Annotated in this window: 24 protein-coding genes; 16 read left to right on the top strand and 8 right to left on the bottom strand. The window is 68.6% G+C overall.

What is annotated here, in order from left to right; all coding sequences use genetic code 11:
• Positions 1–21: 21 nt before the first annotated feature.
• Both NOW55_RS09235 and NOW55_RS09230 read right to left on the bottom strand, forming a co-directional pair.
• Positions 22–708 (bottom strand): alpha/beta hydrolase, encoded by a 687-nt coding sequence (locus tag NOW55_RS09235; protein WP_256399808.1) that lies wholly within the window; start codon positions 706–708, stop codon positions 22–24.
• A 3-nt stretch (positions 709–711) separates the two neighbouring features.
• On the bottom strand, positions 712–1,692 hold the full coding sequence (locus NOW55_RS09230; protein ID WP_256399807.1) for a VOC family protein: 981 nt from the start codon (positions 1,690–1,692) through the stop codon (positions 712–714).
• Between the two features lie 110 nt (positions 1,693–1,802).
• Between NOW55_RS09230 and NOW55_RS09225 the strand changes: the two genes are divergently transcribed.
• Positions 1,803–2,396, top strand: coding sequence for a hypothetical protein (locus tag NOW55_RS09225; RefSeq protein ID WP_256399806.1), 594 nt, complete (start codon positions 1,803–1,805; stop codon positions 2,394–2,396).
• Positions 2,397–2,398: 2 nt separating this feature from the next.
• Here NOW55_RS09225 and NOW55_RS09220 read toward each other — a convergent pair whose 3' ends face one another.
• Positions 2,399–3,625 (bottom strand): MFS transporter, encoded by a 1,227-nt coding sequence (locus NOW55_RS09220; RefSeq protein WP_256399805.1) that lies wholly within the window; start codon positions 3,623–3,625, stop codon positions 2,399–2,401.
• A gap of 174 nt (positions 3,626–3,799) precedes the next feature.
• Here NOW55_RS09220 and NOW55_RS09215 point away from each other — a divergent pair, with 174 nt between their 5' ends.
• The 9 genes from NOW55_RS09215 (at position 3,800) to NOW55_RS09175 (ending at position 11,059) form a co-directional block, all read left to right on the top strand.
• Positions 3,800–5,140 carry an ABC transporter substrate-binding protein gene (locus NOW55_RS09215; protein ID WP_256399804.1) on the top strand — a complete coding sequence of 447 codons (1,341 nt, stop codon included), beginning with the start codon at positions 3,800–3,802 and terminating at the stop codon, positions 5,138–5,140.
• Between the two features lie 2 nt (positions 5,141–5,142).
• A complete protein-coding gene (locus NOW55_RS09210) occupies positions 5,143–6,006 on the top strand; it encodes a branched-chain amino acid ABC transporter permease (RefSeq protein ID WP_256399803.1) in 864 nt (287 codons plus the stop codon).
• Positions 6,003–7,196: a branched-chain amino acid ABC transporter permease gene (locus tag NOW55_RS09205; RefSeq protein WP_256399802.1), complete on the top strand. Its 1,194-nt coding sequence runs from the start codon at positions 6,003–6,005 to the stop codon at positions 7,194–7,196. The genes NOW55_RS09210 and NOW55_RS09205 overlap by 4 nt, the downstream gene beginning before the upstream one ends.
• On the top strand, positions 7,193–8,005 hold the full coding sequence (locus NOW55_RS09200) for an ABC transporter ATP-binding protein (RefSeq protein ID WP_256399801.1): 813 nt from the start codon (positions 7,193–7,195) through the stop codon (positions 8,003–8,005). Before NOW55_RS09205 ends, NOW55_RS09200 begins: the two co-directional genes overlap by 4 nt.
• Positions 8,002–8,700, top strand: coding sequence for an ABC transporter ATP-binding protein (locus NOW55_RS09195; protein WP_256399800.1), 699 nt, complete (start codon positions 8,002–8,004; stop codon positions 8,698–8,700). Before NOW55_RS09200 ends, NOW55_RS09195 begins: the two co-directional genes overlap by 4 nt.
• Positions 8,701–8,784: 84 nt before the next feature.
• The gene (locus NOW55_RS09190) at positions 8,785–9,924 is read left to right on the top strand and encodes an acyl-CoA dehydrogenase family protein (RefSeq protein WP_256399799.1); all 1,140 of its coding nucleotides are present in this window, start codon (positions 8,785–8,787) and stop codon (positions 9,922–9,924) included.
• A 129-nt stretch (positions 9,925–10,053) separates the two neighbouring features.
• Complete coding sequence (locus tag NOW55_RS09185) at positions 10,054–10,446, top strand: methylglyoxal synthase (RefSeq protein ID WP_256399798.1); 393 nt, start codon at positions 10,054–10,056, stop codon at positions 10,444–10,446.
• Between the two features lie 190 nt (positions 10,447–10,636).
• Positions 10,637–10,873 carry a hypothetical protein gene (locus tag NOW55_RS09180; RefSeq protein WP_256399797.1) on the top strand — a complete coding sequence of 79 codons (237 nt, stop codon included), beginning with the start codon at positions 10,637–10,639 and terminating at the stop codon, positions 10,871–10,873.
• 60 nt (positions 10,874–10,933) lie between these two features.
• On the top strand, positions 10,934–11,059 hold the full coding sequence (locus tag NOW55_RS09175) for a hypothetical protein (RefSeq protein ID WP_256399796.1): 126 nt from the start codon (positions 10,934–10,936) through the stop codon (positions 11,057–11,059).
• Positions 11,060–11,152: 93 nt separating this feature from the next.
• Here the strand turns inward: NOW55_RS09175 and NOW55_RS09170 are convergent, their stop codons facing one another.
• Together NOW55_RS09170 and NOW55_RS09165 are read right to left on the bottom strand one after the other, a co-directional pair.
• Positions 11,153–11,473 (bottom strand): DUF7344 domain-containing protein, encoded by a 321-nt coding sequence (locus tag NOW55_RS09170; protein WP_256399795.1) that lies wholly within the window; start codon positions 11,471–11,473, stop codon positions 11,153–11,155.
• Between the two features lie 39 nt (positions 11,474–11,512).
• Complete coding sequence (locus NOW55_RS09165; protein WP_256399794.1) at positions 11,513–12,241, bottom strand: helix-turn-helix domain-containing protein; 729 nt, start codon at positions 12,239–12,241, stop codon at positions 11,513–11,515.
• A 263-nt stretch (positions 12,242–12,504) separates the two neighbouring features.
• Here NOW55_RS09165 and NOW55_RS09160 point away from each other — a divergent pair, with 263 nt between their 5' ends.
• Positions 12,505–12,960, top strand: coding sequence for a YbhB/YbcL family Raf kinase inhibitor-like protein (locus tag NOW55_RS09160; RefSeq protein WP_256399793.1), 456 nt, complete (start codon positions 12,505–12,507; stop codon positions 12,958–12,960).
• 62 nt (positions 12,961–13,022) lie between these two features.
• The gene (locus tag NOW55_RS09155) at positions 13,023–13,505 is read left to right on the top strand and encodes a cupin domain-containing protein (protein WP_256399792.1); all 483 of its coding nucleotides are present in this window, start codon (positions 13,023–13,025) and stop codon (positions 13,503–13,505) included.
• Between the two features lies 1 nt (position 13,506).
• Here the strand turns inward: NOW55_RS09155 and NOW55_RS09150 are convergent, their stop codons facing one another.
• The 3 genes from NOW55_RS09150 to NOW55_RS09140 all read right to left on the bottom strand — a co-directional run bounded on the left by NOW55_RS09150 (position 13,507) and on the right by NOW55_RS09140 (position 14,774).
• A complete protein-coding gene (locus NOW55_RS09150) occupies positions 13,507–14,031 on the bottom strand; it encodes a hypothetical protein (protein ID WP_256399791.1) in 525 nt (174 codons plus the stop codon).
• A gap of 64 nt (positions 14,032–14,095) precedes the next feature.
• Positions 14,096–14,347: a hypothetical protein gene (locus NOW55_RS09145; protein ID WP_256399790.1), complete on the bottom strand. Its 252-nt coding sequence runs from the start codon at positions 14,345–14,347 to the stop codon at positions 14,096–14,098.
• 94 nt (positions 14,348–14,441) lie between these two features.
• A complete protein-coding gene (locus NOW55_RS09140) occupies positions 14,442–14,774 on the bottom strand; it encodes a DUF4234 domain-containing protein (RefSeq protein WP_256399789.1) in 333 nt (110 codons plus the stop codon).
• A gap of 115 nt (positions 14,775–14,889) precedes the next feature.
• Between NOW55_RS09140 and NOW55_RS09135 the strand changes: the two genes are divergently transcribed.
• The 4 genes from NOW55_RS09135 to NOW55_RS09120 all read left to right on the top strand — a co-directional run bounded on the left by NOW55_RS09135 (position 14,890) and on the right by NOW55_RS09120 (position 16,657).
• Complete coding sequence (locus tag NOW55_RS09135) at positions 14,890–15,171, top strand: winged helix-turn-helix domain-containing protein (RefSeq protein ID WP_256399788.1); 282 nt, start codon at positions 14,890–14,892, stop codon at positions 15,169–15,171.
• A gap of 54 nt (positions 15,172–15,225) precedes the next feature.
• Complete coding sequence (locus NOW55_RS09130; protein ID WP_256399787.1) at positions 15,226–15,528, top strand: DUF8036 family membrane protein; 303 nt, start codon at positions 15,226–15,228, stop codon at positions 15,526–15,528.
• Between the two features lie 91 nt (positions 15,529–15,619).
• The gene (locus tag NOW55_RS09125; protein ID WP_256399786.1) at positions 15,620–16,237 is read left to right on the top strand and encodes a COG4315 family predicted lipoprotein; all 618 of its coding nucleotides are present in this window, start codon (positions 15,620–15,622) and stop codon (positions 16,235–16,237) included.
• A 225-nt stretch (positions 16,238–16,462) separates the two neighbouring features.
• Positions 16,463–16,657 carry a cold-shock protein gene (locus NOW55_RS09120; protein ID WP_089732034.1) on the top strand — a complete coding sequence of 65 codons (195 nt, stop codon included), beginning with the start codon at positions 16,463–16,465 and terminating at the stop codon, positions 16,655–16,657.
• Positions 16,658–16,725: the final 68 nt, after the last annotated feature.

The following is a 16,725-nucleotide window of genomic DNA, read 5'->3' as shown; positions in this document are numbered from 1 at the left end:
GCGAACCCCGCGCCGCGAGCGTCAGTTCTCCAGCAGCTCGTCCAGCAGTCCACGTATCACGTCGAACTCGGCCTCCGAGATACCGTGTTCCAGCCCCTCGTAGATCCGCTCCGTCACGTCGCCGTCGAGCGCCCGGAACAGGTCGGCGGTCGCCCCGACACGGTCGACCGGGACGTACTCGTCGGCGTCGCCGGAGGCGACGAACACCGGCGTGCCGGCGAGCGAGCCCGCCGCTTCGGGGAACTCCCTGTCCTCGGGTCCGACGAAACTCCCGGAGAGGACGACCACGCCGCCGAGCCGTCGCGGCCGGCGACGCAGGAGCTCCGTGACGACCGCCGCGCCCTGCGAGAAGCCGAACAGCACCGTCCGCTCGGCCGGGATGCCGGTGGCTCCGGCCTGCGCCAGCGCGCGCTCGACCGCATCGACCGCCGAGGAGAGGTGCGGTTCGTTGCGCTCGACCTCGCCACGGGCGTCGTACGGGAACCACCGGCTCCGCGACGCCTGCGGCGCGAAGAACGCGACGCCGTGGCGGTAGAACGATTCCGCGAGGTTGACGACGCCGTCGGCGGTCGCGCCGCGCCCGTGGACGAGGATGACGGCGACCTCGGCCGCCACGCTCGGTGCGCCCGCAGTGACGACGGGCTGGTCGGCATGTGGGTCGGGGCCCTCGTCGTCGGCTGCAGCCGCGTCGGGGTCGTCGCCCACCATCGCTCAGTCAAGCCCCGGCACGTCGAGCGGCGGGAGCTGCGACTCGATGAGCTCGCGGTCCTCCTCGAACCAGTCGGGGAGGACGAGCGACTCGCCGAGCGTCGCGACGTCCTCGTCGACGGTGAGTCCAGGCTCTTCGGTCGCCAGCTCGAACAGGATGCCGCCGGGCTCGCGGACGTACAGCGAGTGGAAGTAGTTCCGGTCCCGCACCCGCGAGACGTCGAAGTCGCGCTCGCGGAACAGCGCGTGCCACTCGTACAGTTCGTCGACGCTGTCGACGCGGACCGCGACGTGCTGGATGGTGCCGATGCCCTCCCGGCCGTACGCCGCGGAGCGGTCGAGCACGTCGACGACGGTCGCGTGGTCGCCGCCGGCGCGGTAGCGGACGCGGGTTCCCGCCGGTTCGTCGTCGCCGTCTGCCCCGTCGAACGCCGCCACCGGCTCCTCCCCGACCAGCTCGAAGCCGAGCGTGTCGAGCATCCCGGCGGTCGCGTACGGGTTCGCCGACAGCGCGGTGACGCCGTGGATGCCCCGGATGGCGTGCTCGGCGGGGACGGAGCCGTCGGTCCACGGCGCGACCGGGCTGTCGTGCTCGACGAGTTCGACGCGGGTGTCCGCCGGGTCGGTGAACCGGAGCAGGCGCTCGTCGAAGCGCTCGACGGGGCCCGAGAACGTCACGTCGTGGACGTCGAGGCGGTCGACCCAGTACTCCAGCGAGCCCGGCGGGACGGCGAAGGCGACCGACTCCCACTGTGGCTTGCCGAGGCGTGCAGGCACGTCGTTCGGGTACGGGAAGCAGGTGAGGACGGTGCCCGGCTCCGCCGTCTCGTTACCGTAGTAGAGGTGGTAGGCGAGCATGTTCTCGTAGTTCACCGTCCGCTTGACGAACCGCAGTCCGAGCACCCCGACGTGGAACTCGACGTTCGCCTGGGGCTCGCCGACGATTGCGGTCACGTGGTGGATGCCGGGCGAGTCTGTGAGCATCGCGATGGTCGTGGTTCGCGGGCCGGCCGGATGTAGGTAGCGCCGGGTGTGCCAGCTCCCGGCACGGCCCCGGGACACCTTTGGGTCCCCCCGCGGAATCGACGGCCACCATGGAGTACCTCCCGACCCTCCGCGAGTACTGCGAGTTCGGCCCCGAGCGCGTCTACCTGTTGCTCGCGCTGGCGCGGTCGAAGGAGAACGACGACGGCGAGGGGCCGTCGGCCATCCGGAAGGTGGTGTGCGAGGAGGCGGACCTCGAACCCGCCGTCGCGGAGCTCGACCACGCAGTCTCGCGGTTCGACGCGACGTACCGGCTCTACCTGACCGCCAACGCGCGCAACACCCGGAAGGCGCTGTTCGCGCTCCGTCGGTCGATGGACGACTGGCTGGAGGCCCGGCTCAACGGCTCCGAGGACGTCCTGCGGAAGTTCGGGCGGGTCGACGGCGAGTTCACGTCGACGCTGCAGTCCGACGGCTGCCGCGACGAGACGAACTTCGTCTTCGACCTGGACGACGCGACGGCGGCCGACGCCGACGCGCTCGCGGCCGAGCTCCGCGAGTGGACGACGCTCCACCTCCGCCGGGAGACACCGAACGGCTTCCACCTCGTCACCGAGCCGTTCGACTACAACGCGCTCGACGTCGACGTGGAGTTCGAGCTGAAGACGGACGGGCTGGTGTTCGTCGCCCACCTCGGCGAGTGAGCTCAGTTCGTGGGTGCGTCCTCGACCTGCGGGTTCAGGCTCCCGGTGTGGCTGTAGACGCCGACGAGCAGGACGAGCCCCCCGGCGAGCGGGAGGACGGCACAGGCGGCGTACACCGGGACGAACCCGAACGTATCGACGGCCGGGAGGCCGACGAGCGGTCCGAGCCCACCGCCGACGTCGCCGAGGACGTTGTTCGTCCCCGTCGCCCGCCCCATCCGGTCGCTGGGCGTGAGGTCCGCCAGTAGCGCGAGCAGCGGCCCGCCGACACCACCCTGCCCCGCGCCGATGAGCAGACAGCCCACGAGCAGTCCGACTGCGGTATCCCCGACTGCGAGCACGAGGAAGCCGGCGCAGGCGGCCACGAGGAACGCCAGCACGATGGGGACCCGCGCGCCGAGGCGGTCGCTGAGGCTCCCGCCGACGAGCATGAACACCGAGCCCGCGAGCACCGTCCCCGCCATGAGAAAGCCCGAGGTCCCCTGTGCGGTGTAGCCGAAGACGGCGATGCCACGGTCGCCGAGGAAGACGACGAGCGTCGAGAACAGCACGCCGACGTAGGAGAAGTACAGCCCGAAGTTGACCAGTCCCGCGGTCAGCGCGGGGACGCTCCGGTCGATCTCCCAGGGCTTCACCGACGACTGGACGTCGGTCGCGTGGGTCTCGGGCACGATGGCGTAGGCGAGCACGCTGGCGACGAGCGCGAACGCGGCCGCGACGGAGAAGGCGACCGGGACGCTGTAGAGGTCGCTGACGACGCCCCCGAGGACGAGCCCGGCGGGGAAGCCGAACGTGATGCCAGCCCGGACGAACCCCATGCTGGTGCCGCGCGACTTGGCCTCGCTGACGTCGGCGGTGATGGTGTACGCCGTCGCGAACACGAGCGCGCTGCCGAGCCCCCAGGCGATTCTGGCGAGCAGGAACCACGCCTCTGGTGCCGCCGACTCGATGGCGACGTTGTAGCCGAGCGTCGCCACCCCCTCGATTGCCAGTCCCGCGATGAACGGTTTCCGGGTGCCGATGCGGTCGACGAGTGCGCCCGCCGGCGCGTTGGCGAACAGCCGGACGAACCGGTTCGCGCTCAGGATGAGTCCGACCATGAACGACGAGATGCCCAGCACCGCGCCGAGGTTCGGCAGGATGGGGAAGACGACGCCGCCGCCGAAGCCGACGAAGAACGTGCAGGCGATGACGGCGGCGACGACGGCGCGCGGTCGGGTGGCCCGCATGGTTCGGACGTGTACGGGGTGGCACAACTGTCCGTCGGTCGCGGCGAGGGCCTCACCCACCCTGGTCCGACCCGCCGGCCCTAGTATGTCCTCCCATTCATTCTATTGTTCCTATGTGGTATGGCAACAGACCCCGTGTATTAAGTGTCATTAGGGTAAAGCAGGTATCCGAGTATGGTTAACGATGGTAAACAAAGTGCGGGAGAAGCCACACAGAGAAAAGACTCGGGGAGCGGACGGCGCGGGGAGACCATCGTCCGCAGACGGCCACTGCTGAAGGCCGCCGGCGCAGGGACCGGGCTGGCGATGTCCGCCGGCTGTCTGGACAGCTTCGCCGGGAGCGGCGGTGGGGGGCGCGAGGAGCTCGACGGGCCGCTCAAGATCGGCGTGCTCGCACCGGAGCCGACGAACAACCCCATCGGTGCATCCATCGCGAACGGGGCACGCCTCGCGGCACAGCAGCTCACCGAGAACGGCGGGGTCGACGGCAACGACGTGGAGGTCGTCGTCAAGGACACGAAGGAGGACCCCGGCACTGGCAAGCAGAAGTACCAGGAGTTCATCCTCGACGACGAGGTCCACGCGACCACGGGCATCTTCACCAGCGAGGTGCTCCTGAACATCCTCGACGACATCGCCGACCAGGAGAAGGTCCACCTGACGACCGGCGCCGCGACGCCCGAGGCGAGTGCCCGGGTCAACGAGGACTACGAGGCCTATAAGTACCACTTCCGCACCGGCCCCATCAACGCCTACCACCTCGGGACGAACCTCGTCGACTTCGGCGAGGAGATGTTCGGCGAGATGGGCTGGGAGCAGATCGCGGTCCTCGTCGAGGACTACGAGTGGACCCGACCGGTCTCGCAGGCGCTCGACGACCAGCTGGGCGACACCGGCGTCGAGGTCGTGATGCGCGAGCGCTACGCCAGCGGGACGGAGAACTTCACGCCCATCTACGACGAGGTCGAGTCGTCCGGGGCGGACGCGGTGCTGACGGCGATGGCCCACACCGGGACGCCGGCCATCGTCCAGTGGGCGCGACAGCAGCGCGGCTTCGAGTTCGGCGGCATCCACGTCCCGATGCAGCTGCCCTCGTACTCGGCGGCGACGGAGGGAGCCTGCCAGTTCGGCATCACCCAGAACTCGGCGACGCCGACGTCGGAGGTGACCGAGAAGACGGTGCCGTTCGCGAACGCCTACCAGTCCGAGTTCGGGAGCTACCCCGTCTACACCGGCTACATCACGTTCGACGCCGTCAAGCAGTACGCAGAGGCCGTCTCCAGTGCGGGCTACGTCAGCTCCGACGAGGTCGTCACGGCGCTGGAGGACAGCTCCTACCGGGGCACAGCGGGCACGATCGAGTACTACGGCCCCGACCACGAGTACGCCCACGACGTGAAGTACGGGCAGGACACGGTCTGGCCGCTGTTCCAGCAGTGGCAAGACGGCAGCCAGGAGGTCATCTACCCCGAGCGCCTCGCCACCGCCGACTACGCCAGCCCGCCCTGGATCTGAGCATGGTCGACGTGGCTACACTGGCCGTGAACTCGGTCATCATCAGCGCGCTGTACGCGCTGGTCGCCATCGGGTTCACGCTCATCTTCGGCGTCGGTGGCGTCCTCAACCTCTCACACGGCGCGACCATCACGCTCGGAGCCTTCGCCGCGTACTACGCGAGCGGCGGCATCGTCGAGGCGGGCGTCGGCGGGGCCGTCCTCGCCGCCATCGTCGTCCCGGCGCTGTTCAGCGCGGTCGTCTACAAGGGGCTCATCGAGCGCATCCAGGACCAGCCCATCATGGTGATGATACTGACGCTGGTCGTCGCCATCGCCGTCGAACAGGTGTTCCTCGTCGCCGAGGGCACACAGCCGAAGTCCATCCCGTCGCTGCTCGACGGGACGGTCGCACTCGGTGGGAGCAAGTTCCAGACGAACCTGCTCGTCGTGTTCGCGCTCTCGTGGGTCATCATCGCCGCGCTGTTCTACACCATCAACAACACCGAGACGGGCAAGGCCATCCTCGCGACGAGCATGACGACGAAGGGGGCCGCGCTGGTCGGCATCGAGAGCGACCGCGTCAACCTCTACACGTGGGTCGTCGCGGGCGCGCTCGCCGGCGTCGCCGGGCTGTTCCTCGGCTCGTTCCAGACCGCGAACTTCGCGATGGGCCGCGGGCCGCTGATGCTCTCGTTCGCCATCGTCGTCATCGGCGGCATCGGGAGCGTGAAGGGCAGCCTCGTCGGGGCGTACGTCATCGGCACGGCGGAGGTACTGACCGGGGCGGTGAGCACACGGCTGACCGGGCTCGTCCCGCTCCTGTTGCTCATCCTCGTCCTGCTCGTCAAACCGGAGGGCCTGTTCGGGAGGGAGCTCGCCGAATGAGCGCCGACGCGACCGCCACCCGCGGCCTCGTCGGGCTGCTCGACCCGCGGCGCTACGGGCTCCGCCATCAGGTCGGCGCGGTCGGCCTCGTGCTGCTCGCGCTCGCACCGTACCTCGTGCCGACGGTCTGGGTCCGCAACCTCACAATCGCCCTGTTCTTCGCGATGTTCGCGATGAGCTGGGACGTGGTGTCGGGCTACACCGGCCAGATCAGCTTCGGGCACGCCTTCTTCTTCGCCATCGGCGGCTATTCGTCGGCCCTGCTCAACCTCGAGCTGGGCCTGCCGCCGGTCGTGACGGTCCCGGTCGCCGTCGTCGTCACCGTCGTCGCCGGCCTGCTCGTCGGCGTCCCCGCGCTGCGGCTGCGCGGGCCGTACTTCTCGCTGGTGACGCTCGTCGCGCCGACCATCCTGCTGAACGTGTTCATCCTGTTCAGCGACACGTTCGGTGGCGAACTCGGGCTGGACTCGCCGGCTCCCATCCTGAGCTTCGACGACCTCGCGGTCACGCTGGTGGCGAACTACTACCTCGCGTTCGCGCTGTTCGTCGGCATCCTCGCCGTGTTGCTCGCGGTGACCCGGTCGGACGCCGGCGCGGTGTTCACCGCCATCCGCGAGGACGAGGACGCCGTCGCCGCCTCCGGGCTCAATCCGGCGAAGTTCAAGGTGTTCGCGTTCGCGCTGAGCGCCGCCGTCGGCGGGCTCGCCGGCGCGGTGTTCGTCCACACGCCCATCGGGAACCCGAACCCCTCGCAGCTGCTCGCGCTGACGGTGAGCATCGAGGTCATCATCGCCGCCATCCTCGGCGGGATGGGCACCATCGTCGGCGCGGCCGTCGCGGGCATCTTCCTGCGGCTGTTCCAGCTCTACCTCGGCACCGTCGAGTACGTCGTCCCCGTCCTCGACACCGCCGTCGCCGACGTCGACCTGCTGCTGTTCTCGCTGGTGACGCTCGTCCTGCTGTTCGCGCTGCCCGGCGGCATCGTCCGCTGGGCCGTCCACGGCGGCGGCGCGGCGCTGGACAACATCAGGGGGCGCGATGCGGCGACCGACGGCGGGCGTGACCCGCCCGACCGCGACGCCCTCGCCGCCGTCCGTGAGTCGTGGCGCGAGGACGTCGCCGCGATGCAGGCCCACGTTCCCCGGACGGAGCCCGGTGGCGACGGGCCAGCCGGAGGTGACCACCGATGAGCGCGGGTCCTGGCGAGCGGTCCACCGACTGGGACGACGCCAGCGACGACGGCGCCGACGCACTCGGCCCCGACGACGGCCTGCTCGTCATCGAGAACCTGACGAAGCGGTTCGGCGGGCTGACCGCCGTCGACGACCTCTCGTTCGCGGTCGAGGAGGGCGAGATACTCGGGTTCATCGGGCCGAACGGTGCCGGCAAGTCGACGACGTTCGACTGCGTGACCGGCACCTACCGGCCGACGTCGGGGACCGTCTGGTACCGCGGCGAGGACGTGACCGGCGTCGCCACGCACCAGCTGGTCGGTCGGGGGCTCGCCCGGACGTTCCAGTCGTTCCGGCCGCTCCGTGACCGCTCGGTCGTAGACAACGTGCGGCTCGCGCTGACGCCCGACCGGCTGTTCTCGCTGTCGGGGCTGCGCGGGACGACCCGCCAGCGCGCCGTCGAGATGTGCGAGCGCGTCGGCCTCGGCGACCGCATGCACCAGACACCGTCCGAACTGCCCCACGCCGGGATGCTCCGGCTGGAGCTGGCCCGCGCGCTCGCGACCGACCCCGACCTGCTGCTCGTCGACGAGCCGTTCGCGGGCCTGGCGGGGAGCGAGGTCGCGGAGCTGTCGGACCTGTTCGAGTCGCTCCGCGCCGAGGGTATCACGCTCGTCGTCGTCGACCACAACATGCGCGGCCTGCTGTCGCTCATCGACCGCGCGGTCGTCATCCAGTTCGGCGCGAAGATCGCCGAGGGCACGCCCGAGGAGATCCGGGACGACCCGACCGTGCAGGAGGCCTACCTCGGGGGTGACGGGCTGTGACGACGCTCGCCGTCGAGGACCTCGAAGTCCGGTACGGGCAGATCACCGCGCTCCGCGACGTGGACCTCACCGTCGGCGACGACGAGATGGTCGCCGTCGTCGGCCCGAACGGCGCGGGCAAGTCGACGCTCGCCAACACCGTCTCGGGCTTTCTCCCCTACGACGGCCGCATCAGCTACCGGGGGGAGGACATCGCCGGGCTGTCGACGCAGGCGCTCGTCCGTCGCGGGCTCATCCACTGCACCGAGTCGCGCGACCTGTTCGGCTACCTCTCCGTCGAGGACAACCTCACGCTGGGAGCCTACGCGAAGTCCGACGCACGGACGGGACTCGACGCCGTCTACGAGCTGTTCCCCCGCCTGGAGGAGCGCCGCGACCAACCGGCCCGCACGATGAGCGGCGGCGAGCAGCAGATGCTCGCCATCGGTCGGGCGCTGATGGGCGACCCCGACCTGCTCGTGCTCGACGAGCCGACGCTCGGGCTCGCGCCGGTCGTCCTCGACGACATCAGCGACGGGCTCGAACGCATCCGCGACGACGGCGTCGCCGTGCTGCTCTGCGAGCAGGACGTCACGTTCGCGCTCAGACACGCCGACCGCGTCTACCTGCTGGAGAACGGGCAGGTGCAGCGCGACGGCGACCCCGACCTGCTCCGCGACGACCAGTACGTCCGCGAGGTGTACCTCGGGAGCTGAGCCATCGGGCCCAGCCGACGCGCGCCGATTAACAATCGTAACTTTCTGGCACAGTTTCTTTACGATGGAATCCCTGGTTCGGGTATGTCGTTCCAGCTATCCGGCGAACAGCGGGCCATCCGCGACGCGGTCCGCGAGTTCGGCGAAAACGAGATCCGACCCGTCGCCCGGGAGCACGACGAGGAGAAGCAGTACCCCCACGACCTCGTCCAGCAGGCCGCCGAGTACGACCTGGTCGCCCCGACCATCGACCCCGAGTACGGCGGCGCGGGGATGGACCTGCTCGAGAGCGTACTCGTCACCGAGGAGCTGTGGCGTGCCGACCCCGGCATCGGGAGCGCCATCGGCTCCCGCGGGTTCGGCTCCACGATGATACAGGAGTTCGGCGACGACTGGATGAAAGAGGAGTGGCTCCCCCGGGTCACGTCGGGCGAGTCCGCGACCTGCTCCTGCATCTCCGAGCCGGCCCACGGCTCGAACGTCGCCGGCATCGAGACGCGCGCCGACGAAGACGGCGACGAGTGGGTCCTGAACGGGAACAAGATGTGGATAACCAACGGGACCGTCGCCGACGTGGCCGTCGTCATGGCCAAGACCGACCCGGAAGCCGGTCACCGGGGCATCACCGCGTTCCTCGTCCCGACCGATGCCGAGGGGTTCGAGACGACGAAGATAGACAACAAGCTCGGCATCCGCGCCTCCGACCTCGCCGAGATCGTCCTCTCCGACGTGCGCATCCCCGAGGAGAACGTCATCGGCGAGGTCGGCAAGGGGTTCTACCAGCTCATGGCGTTCTTCGCCGACGGCCGGACGAACGTCGCCGCACAGGCCATCGGCACCGCGCAGGCCGCCCTCGACGCGGCCGTCGACTACGCCGGCGAGCGCGAGCAGGGCGGCCAGCCCATCGCCGAGTACCAGGCCATCCGACACAAGATAAGCGAGATGGCGACGAACGTCGAGGCCGCCCGGTCACTCGCCTACCGCGCCGCGACCCACGTCGAGTCGGGCGACGACGACGTCGCCGCGAAGTTCGCCAGCATGGCGAAGCTGTTCGCCAGCGAGCACGCCGTCGACGTCGCCGACGAGGCGATCCAGGTCCACGGCGGCGCGGGATTCGTCACCGACCACCCCGTCGAACGCTTCTACCGCGACGCCCGCATCACGAAGATCTACGAGGGGACCAGCGAGATACAGAAGAACATCATCGCCGACCGGCTGCTCTGAGCCGGCGCCCGCGCCGAGCACCCGGCGTCGCGTTACGTCTCTGCCCATTGACTGTCGTGTCACGTCTTGAACATAGTTGTTTCCGCCGCCGGAGGAACGCTCTTGCCGACGGCGGCCGACACGTGGAACATGACACGCCTCGCACTCATCGCCCACGACGACGAGAAGCCGGAGATGCTCGACTTCGCCGCGACCCACCGCTCGTACCTCGACGGTATCGACATCGTGACCACCGGGACGACCGGCACCCGCATCCAGGAGGAGATCGGCATCGAGGTCGAACGCAAGGCCTCCGGCCCGATGGGAGGGGACCTCCAGATCGGTGCCGAGGTCGTCGACGAGCGCCTCGACGGCATCGTCTTCCTGCGCGACCCGCTCACCGCCCAACCTCACGAGCCCGACATCTCCGCGCTGTTGCGCATCTGCGACGTGCACGACACGCCGCTGGCGACGACCCGCTCCGGCGCTGAGTACCTGCTCGCCGGCGTCGCGGCGGAAGACGGCGTGAGCCTGGAGCGCTGAACCGCCAGCGACCACGGGACACCCCGGCGTCGACGCGACCGTCCCCGTCGAGCGGGGCTGCGACGGCGGATTCCGCCCGACGGGCCCGCCGCCTCGATCACCGGGCTCGCTGTGGAGGGTCGGTTCCCTCGACGGTCGGCTTTCTGTGTAGGCCGGTGCTTGAACTGGCTCGCTCCCGTCTCTTCGAACCATGAGTGAGGAAAACCACGGCATCGACATCGAGGACGACACCGACCTCGAGACGGCCGACGACGCCGACGAGGCGGAACGCGAGGCGGCCGAGGCCAGGGCTCAAGAGGAGGAGCGTCGAGCGGAGAACCGACAGACGGAACACGACATCGAGCAGGAGTCCGAGGTCCGTGAGACGGAGGCGAGCGAGCAGGAGAACCCCGACAACCACCGCGACGAGGAGCCGTTCCAGTCGTAGCGGCCGGGTCGTATCGCGCTGGAACCACGCTGTCCGCGGTCGTCGACCCCATCCACGAGCATGAACGCATCCACAGTCGCCATCGCAGCTGGTCTCGGTCTGTTCGTACTCCCGATTCCCGGTACGTTCATCACCGATGCACTCGTCGTGCTGGCCGGCGGTCTCGCGCGCTGGCTCGGGTCGTAGACCGGCCCGACGCGGTCGTCCGTCCCGAACTCGCCCGGTGTCGCCGCCCGTTCGACGGTCGGTCGGGTCTGCGTGCGACGTCCCGACCCGGAGCTACTCGGGCAGTTCGTCCGCGTGGTCACGCAACAGCCGCAGGAGCGGTTCGACATCGTCGAAACAGGGACCTGGCCGAACCGTGTGCCGCTCCCGGTCCCAGTCGACGAACCCCGCTTCCGCCAGCTTCGGGAGGTGGATGTGCCGCATCCTGAGGTGCATCGCCGCCTCGTCCTCGCCCGCGGTGGCGAGGTCGTCCGGGAGCTGCACGGCGCTTCGCCCGTCCCGTTCCACGAGCTCGTCGAGCAATCGGCGACGGTCCTCCGCTGCGAGGCTCTCGAGGGCGCGGTCGAGGGAGGTCGGATGGCAGAGCCCGTCCATGCATCGAACGACGACACGGAGGACAATAGGTCGTGGACTTTACGAGTCAACCCTCCACCCGCCGTCCGCCTCGAAGAACTGCTCGAAGACCACCCGGTAGGCCTTCCGGAGGTGCTCGTGGAACGCCTGTTTCGAGATGCCCATCCGGTCCGCCAGCTCCGCACCGGTGCTCTGTCGTGGCTGCTCGAAGTACCCCCCGTGGTACGCGAGCTGGAGCGCCGTCAGCTGCCGGTCGGTGAACGCCTCACCAAGGGTGGTCTGGACGACGCCGATGGGCTGCACCTCGGTCGTCGAGACGAGTTCCAGCCCGGAGTACACCTCCTGGACCCTGCTCTCGACGGCGTCCGTATCGAGGGGGAGCGGGAAGTCGGCGACGAACCGGACGCTCTCCCCGTCGAAGACCAGCTCCTGGGGGACACCGCCGAAGGTGTGGATCGCCGAGAACAGCGACTCCTCGGCCCCGAGGACCTCGACGCGATGGTGGTCGTCGTTCGTCGCCAGGAGCCGGGCGTCCAGTATCGTCGGGAACATCGACGCGGCCTCGACTACCCCTCTCGCCGTCCCACCGGAGACGGTCCAGAACTGGAGATGGTTCCCGGTCGGCAGCGTGACGATGGGGCCGATGTCGACCGTCACCTCGGACGCTAACTCGGCACGGAACGGCTCGGCGAACGACCTCGAGTGGAACTCCAGCCGGGCGCGCGGTTCGCTCGTCGACACCTGCTCCGGGTCCAGCCCCCGGTCGTCGCGCGAACCTGGTATGCCCATGGACCAGCGTATGTGATGCAGTGACAAGCCAATTTCCCTCGGTGAGTGTCGACGGTGCGCTCCGTCGACGGCGAGAGCGGGTCGTGCCGCTCCCGGGTTTTTGTACCAGTGCGGCGAACTAGCCACCGTGCAGGAGCGGCGCGACCGACCGGTCCAGTGGCGAGCACTCGCCGTCGGAGCGTGCGTGTTCGCGGCCGGCTGCGTCGGTCTCGACGGTTCGTCGCCCGGACAGGACACCCCCGCACGCGGGGAGGTGAACCCAGATGACAGCACTCGAACTCACGAGCCCAGCGTTCGACGACGGTGAACGGATTCCAGCGAAGTACGGCTACCGGGCCGAGAACGTCAACCCGCCGCTCGCCATCGCCAACGTACCCGACGAGGCGGTCTCGCTCGCGCTGGTGATGGACGACCCCGACGCGGTCGAGCCCGCCGGGAAGGTGTGGGACCACTGGGTGGTCTGGAACGTCCCGCCGGACCGCCGGGAGATATCCGAGAACTGGACGCCCAGCGACGCGATGGAGGGGACCAACGACTACGGTGAGGTCGGCTACGGTGGCCCGAACCCGCCGGACCGCGAGCATCGCTACCGGTTCACGCTGTTCGCGCTCGATTCAACGCTGTCGCTGCCGGCCGACACCGACGCGGACGCACTCGGCGAGGCGATGGCGGGGCACATCGTCGGGCAGACCCAGCTCGAGGGGACCTACCCGGCCTGAGGTGCCGGCGACCCCGGTGGGTCGTCCGAACGCTTACCTCGGTACTGTCTGAACATCGACCTATGCCAATCGTCAACGGCGACGACCTGGAGTGGACGACGGTCGGCGACGGCGAGGACGCCCTCCGGCGGACGAAGCTGGCCGAGCCGGCCGGCGGCGAGGCGCTCGGCTGTAGCCTCTACGAGCTGCCAGCGGGCGGGAAGTCGTGGCCGTACCACTACCACACGGGCAACGAGGAGGCGATGTACGTCCTCGACGGGGCGTGTTCGCTCCGGCTGGACGGCGAGCTGGTCTCGCTCGAAGCGGGTGACTACGTGGCGCTGCCGGCGGACGAGCGCGGCGCGCACAGGGTGGTCAACGACAGCGACGGCCCGGTCAGGTACCTCGCGATGTCGACCATGGCGGAACCGGACGTGACCGTGTACCCGGACTCCGAGAAGATCGGCGTGTTCGCCGGCTCGCCACCGGGCGGGTCCGGTGAGCGGAGCGTCCACGGCTACTACCGCATCGACGACGACGTGGACTACTGGGAGGGCGAGGAGTAGCTCACTCCCACTCGAACTCGAGCCCGGAGCAGTTCGGACGGTCCGCGAGCTCCGGACAGCCCTCGCAATCGTCGAGCGCGGTCAGCCCCTTGTAGCCGACGTACGGGACGAGGAAACCGACGAAGAGGACCGCCCCGACCAGCCGGTCGGCCGGCCGGAAGATGACGGGCAGGGCGGCGACGGCGAGGCCGACCGCGAGCAGGGCCTTCGTGAGCATCCGCCAGCGGATGTCCCGCACCTCGAACAGCGCCTTCGAGACGAGCAGCGGCGCGGCCAGTGCTCCCGCGACGGCGTACAGCGCCACCGTCGGGACGGCGACCACAGCCGGAAACATCAGGTACAGCAGCGACAGGAGCGAGAGCGAGACCAGCCCGACCGGGTAGACGACGAAACAGCCCAGACAGAGCTGTGCGCCGTAGAGTTCGAACGTGTGGTGCGAGTAGTACGAACAGGACGGGTGGTGTGCGAGCACGATGGGCTTGCGCCGCCAGACGTACCGCACGAGCCGTTCGAGTGGGTTGTACATTGACTCCGTATCCGTTCCTGATGGGGGTGGCGACCGACAAAAAAACTACGCCGGGCCGAGGGCCTCAGAACTCGTCGGTCTCGTCCTCGGTCTCGGTGTCGTGGTCGTGCTCGTGTCCCACGTCGCCGGCGTCGTCGAGGTTCTCGCCGCAGTTCGGACAGGTGCTCGCTCCCATCCGAACGGCCTCTCGGCACTCGGGACAGACCCACATCTCCTGCTTGTTGCTGATGTAGTAGTATATGCCAACCGGCAGGCAGAGGAACAGTCCCACGATCAGCCCGGCCATGCTTCCGTCGAATTCGGATGTCGTCTCCATACACGGTTCAAATCAAAGACCGGTCACTTAAACTTGTGGTCGGAGCGACCTTTCCACGGCAGCGCGGAACGCGACTCGTACCGACGGCCGGGAGTCAGTTCGATGCGGCCTGGTTGATGCCGGACTGGATCCAGTACCAGGACAGCACGCCGAAGACGAGGAACAGGATGAACAGGATCTCCTTGTCCTGGTCCGTGACGGCCTCCGCTGCGTCGGCGACCTGCCAGGCGCAGACGAAGTTCAGCACCGGGATGATGCCGAAGATGGGAGTCAGGCTCTTGTCGGTCGCCGCGTCCAACTGACTGGCCGTGCTGTAGAACCAGTAGAGCGGGTAGAGTCCGAGTGTGACGACCGACAGGCCGACCTGCATTCCGAGCGATTTCTGTTCGAGCGCCGAAGGGTTCGTCAGCTGAGCAGTTCCTGACATACAGGCCAAAACCTTTCGTAAGAATACATAAGCGTTTGGGCAGCGCCGACACGGCGGACCGGCACCCGGGCCGACCGTACACGTTTACAAGCACCTCCCGAGTAGCGAGGGATGGATGGAGGGCGTGCTCTGGTACGTGCTGGCGAGTTCTCGCGGGGGGCCGTCACGGGTCCGCATCGTGCGCGCGCTCGACGAGCGCCCGCGCAACGCGAACCAGCTCGCGACCGAACTCGACCTCGACTACACCACGGTGCGCCACCACCTCGACGTCCTGCTCGAGAACAACGTCGTCGGCCGGAGCGGCGACGAGTACGCGGCGGTGTACACGTTCACCGACGCCACGCGGACGAACTGGGACACCGTCGAGGAGATACTGGCGACGGTGGAGGACGACTGACTATGGACGAAATTTGGACAACACGGATTACGGCTCGCACACGAGGGGTGAACGATGACAGTCTGGCTTGAGGTGGCGCTCGCCGCCGCCGGAGTCAACGTGCTGTTGCTGCTCGCGCTCGGCTCCGTCTGGCTCAGGGGCTACCGACAGCACGGGGCCAAACACACCCTCGGACTGCTGGTGTTCGCCGGCTTCCTCCTCGTCGAGAACCTGCTCTGGCTGTACTTCTACCTGCTCCATCCCGCCTTCATCGAGTGGTTCGAGGCGACCACGACCGAGGTCCAGGTCGGGATGACGATGCTCTGCGGGCTCGAACTCGTCGCGCTGCTGTTCCTCGTCCGCATCACGTGGCGGTGAACCGGCCGAATCACCGTCGACCCCCGATGTCGGACGAATTTTGGACTGAGTTCGGAAAACCCTCTTCACCAGCTGTGCCAACCTCTCACACATGGCACGCACACGACGGACGTTGCTCGGTGCGGTCGCGGGAACCTTCGCGGTCGCCGGCTGCCTCGGCGACGGCGGTGACGGCGGCGGCGGCGCGACGACCCAGCCAGCGACGACCCAGCCAGCGACGACCCAGCCAGCGACGACTGCCCAGACGACGACCGCACCGGAGACAACCGCCGCCGAGACGACCGCCATGGACGGCGGTGGGGATGCCACTGTGCAGGTGCGGAGCCACCCCGACCTCGGCGACATCCTCGTCGACTCCGAGGGACTGACCCTGTACATGTTCGACTCCGACGAACAGGGTTCGGGCGCGAGCACCTGCTCCGGCGGCTGCGCCGACGCCTGGCCACCGCTGACGGTCGACGGCGACCCGACCGCCGGCGACGGCGTCAGCGCCGAACTGACGACGTTCGAGCGCGAGGACGGCTCGACACAGGTCGCCGCGAACGGCTGGCCGCTGTACTACTACGCCAGCGACACCGCGCCGGGTGACGCGACGGGACAGGCCGCGAACGACGTGTGGTGGGTGCTCGCACCGGATGGCTCTCCGGTTCGGCCGTCCGGAACGACGACCGACGGTGGGGGGAGCGGTGGCGGCGGTGGTCCCTACTGAGGAACGCCTCGGTCCTCCCGCGCCGGACTGGTCCCGCCGTGACTGCTCCCCACACCCGTCCTCCTCACTCCCGAAACCTCACTCCCGTCTCCCGTCCAACCGAAATAAACCATCGAAAACGTCGAAACGGTCGTTTCGAGGCACGAGAACCGCTCGTTTCGTCGAGTTCGCGACCGAACCGAACGCGGAAGCCTTATCGGTCTCCCGCTCGTGAGTCCAGTTGCAATGGCGAAAGGCAAGGTTGACTTCTTCAACGACACTGGCGGCTACGGTTTCATCGAGACTGAGGACGCGGACGAGGACGTTTTCTTCCACATGGAGGACGTTGGCGGACCGGACCTCGAAGAGGGACAGGAGATCGAATTCGAGATCGAGGACGCCCCGAAGGGCCCGCGCGCAAAGAACGTAACCCGTCTCTGAGCGTCGCTTCCTGACGGACGACCACGATCCGATTCACGCTCGCGCCTCTTTCGGCGCGGGCCACAACT

The organism is Haloarchaeobius litoreus (genome assembly GCF_024495425.1).
GTDB lineage: Archaea > Halobacteriota > Halobacteria > Halobacteriales > Natrialbaceae > Haloarchaeobius > Haloarchaeobius litoreus.
Note: the sequence above shows the minus strand (reverse complement) of the source record. Positions and strands in the feature narration are given on the sequence as shown.

What these genes read in the sequence shown, in the direction of transcription:
- NOW55_RS09120 (WP_089732034.1), top strand. Translation starts at nt 16,463, where the DNA reads ATGGCGAAAGGCAAGGTTGACTTCTTCAACGACACTGGCGGCTACGGT.
- NOW55_RS09205 (WP_256399802.1), top strand. Translation starts at nt 6,003, where the DNA reads ATGAGCGCCGACGCGACCGCCACCCGCGGCCTCGTCGGGCTGCTCGAC.
- NOW55_RS09230 (WP_256399807.1), bottom strand. Translation starts at nt 1,692, where the DNA reads ATGCTCACAGACTCGCCCGGCATCCACCACGTGACCGCAATCGTCGGC.
- NOW55_RS09235 (WP_256399808.1), bottom strand. Translation starts at nt 708, where the DNA reads ATGGTGGGCGACGACCCCGACGCGGCTGCAGCCGACGACGAGGGCCCC.
- NOW55_RS09190 (WP_256399799.1), top strand. Translation starts at nt 8,785, where the DNA reads ATGTCGTTCCAGCTATCCGGCGAACAGCGGGCCATCCGCGACGCGGTC.
- NOW55_RS09135 (WP_256399788.1), top strand. Translation starts at nt 14,890, where the DNA reads ATGGAGGGCGTGCTCTGGTACGTGCTGGCGAGTTCTCGCGGGGGGCCG.
- NOW55_RS09140 (WP_256399789.1), bottom strand. Translation starts at nt 14,774, where the DNA reads ATGTCAGGAACTGCTCAGCTGACGAACCCTTCGGCGCTCGAACAGAAA.
- NOW55_RS09225 (WP_256399806.1), top strand. Translation starts at nt 1,803, where the DNA reads ATGGAGTACCTCCCGACCCTCCGCGAGTACTGCGAGTTCGGCCCCGAG.
- NOW55_RS09210 (WP_256399803.1), top strand. Translation starts at nt 5,143, where the DNA reads ATGGTCGACGTGGCTACACTGGCCGTGAACTCGGTCATCATCAGCGCG.
- NOW55_RS09215 (WP_256399804.1), top strand. Translation starts at nt 3,800, where the DNA reads ATGGTTAACGATGGTAAACAAAGTGCGGGAGAAGCCACACAGAGAAAA.
- NOW55_RS09220 (WP_256399805.1), bottom strand. Translation starts at nt 3,625, where the DNA reads ATGCGGGCCACCCGACCGCGCGCCGTCGTCGCCGCCGTCATCGCCTGC.
- NOW55_RS09165 (WP_256399794.1), bottom strand. Translation starts at nt 12,241, where the DNA reads ATGGGCATACCAGGTTCGCGCGACGACCGGGGGCTGGACCCGGAGCAG.
- NOW55_RS09125 (WP_256399786.1), top strand. Translation starts at nt 15,620, where the DNA reads ATGGCACGCACACGACGGACGTTGCTCGGTGCGGTCGCGGGAACCTTC.
- NOW55_RS09175 (WP_256399796.1), top strand. Translation starts at nt 10,934, where the DNA reads ATGAACGCATCCACAGTCGCCATCGCAGCTGGTCTCGGTCTGTTCGTA.
- NOW55_RS09170 (WP_256399795.1), bottom strand. Translation starts at nt 11,473, where the DNA reads ATGGACGGGCTCTGCCATCCGACCTCCCTCGACCGCGCCCTCGAGAGC.
- NOW55_RS09130 (WP_256399787.1), top strand. Translation starts at nt 15,226, where the DNA reads ATGACAGTCTGGCTTGAGGTGGCGCTCGCCGCCGCCGGAGTCAACGTG.
- NOW55_RS09155 (WP_256399792.1), top strand. Translation starts at nt 13,023, where the DNA reads ATGCCAATCGTCAACGGCGACGACCTGGAGTGGACGACGGTCGGCGAC.
- NOW55_RS09160 (WP_256399793.1), top strand. Translation starts at nt 12,505, where the DNA reads ATGACAGCACTCGAACTCACGAGCCCAGCGTTCGACGACGGTGAACGG.
- NOW55_RS09180 (WP_256399797.1), top strand. Translation starts at nt 10,637, where the DNA reads ATGAGTGAGGAAAACCACGGCATCGACATCGAGGACGACACCGACCTC.
- NOW55_RS09200 (WP_256399801.1), top strand. Translation starts at nt 7,193, where the DNA reads ATGAGCGCGGGTCCTGGCGAGCGGTCCACCGACTGGGACGACGCCAGC.
- NOW55_RS09185 (WP_256399798.1), top strand. Translation starts at nt 10,054, where the DNA reads ATGACACGCCTCGCACTCATCGCCCACGACGACGAGAAGCCGGAGATG.
- NOW55_RS09150 (WP_256399791.1), bottom strand. Translation starts at nt 14,031, where the DNA reads ATGTACAACCCACTCGAACGGCTCGTGCGGTACGTCTGGCGGCGCAAG.
- NOW55_RS09145 (WP_256399790.1), bottom strand. Translation starts at nt 14,347, where the DNA reads ATGGAGACGACATCCGAATTCGACGGAAGCATGGCCGGGCTGATCGTG.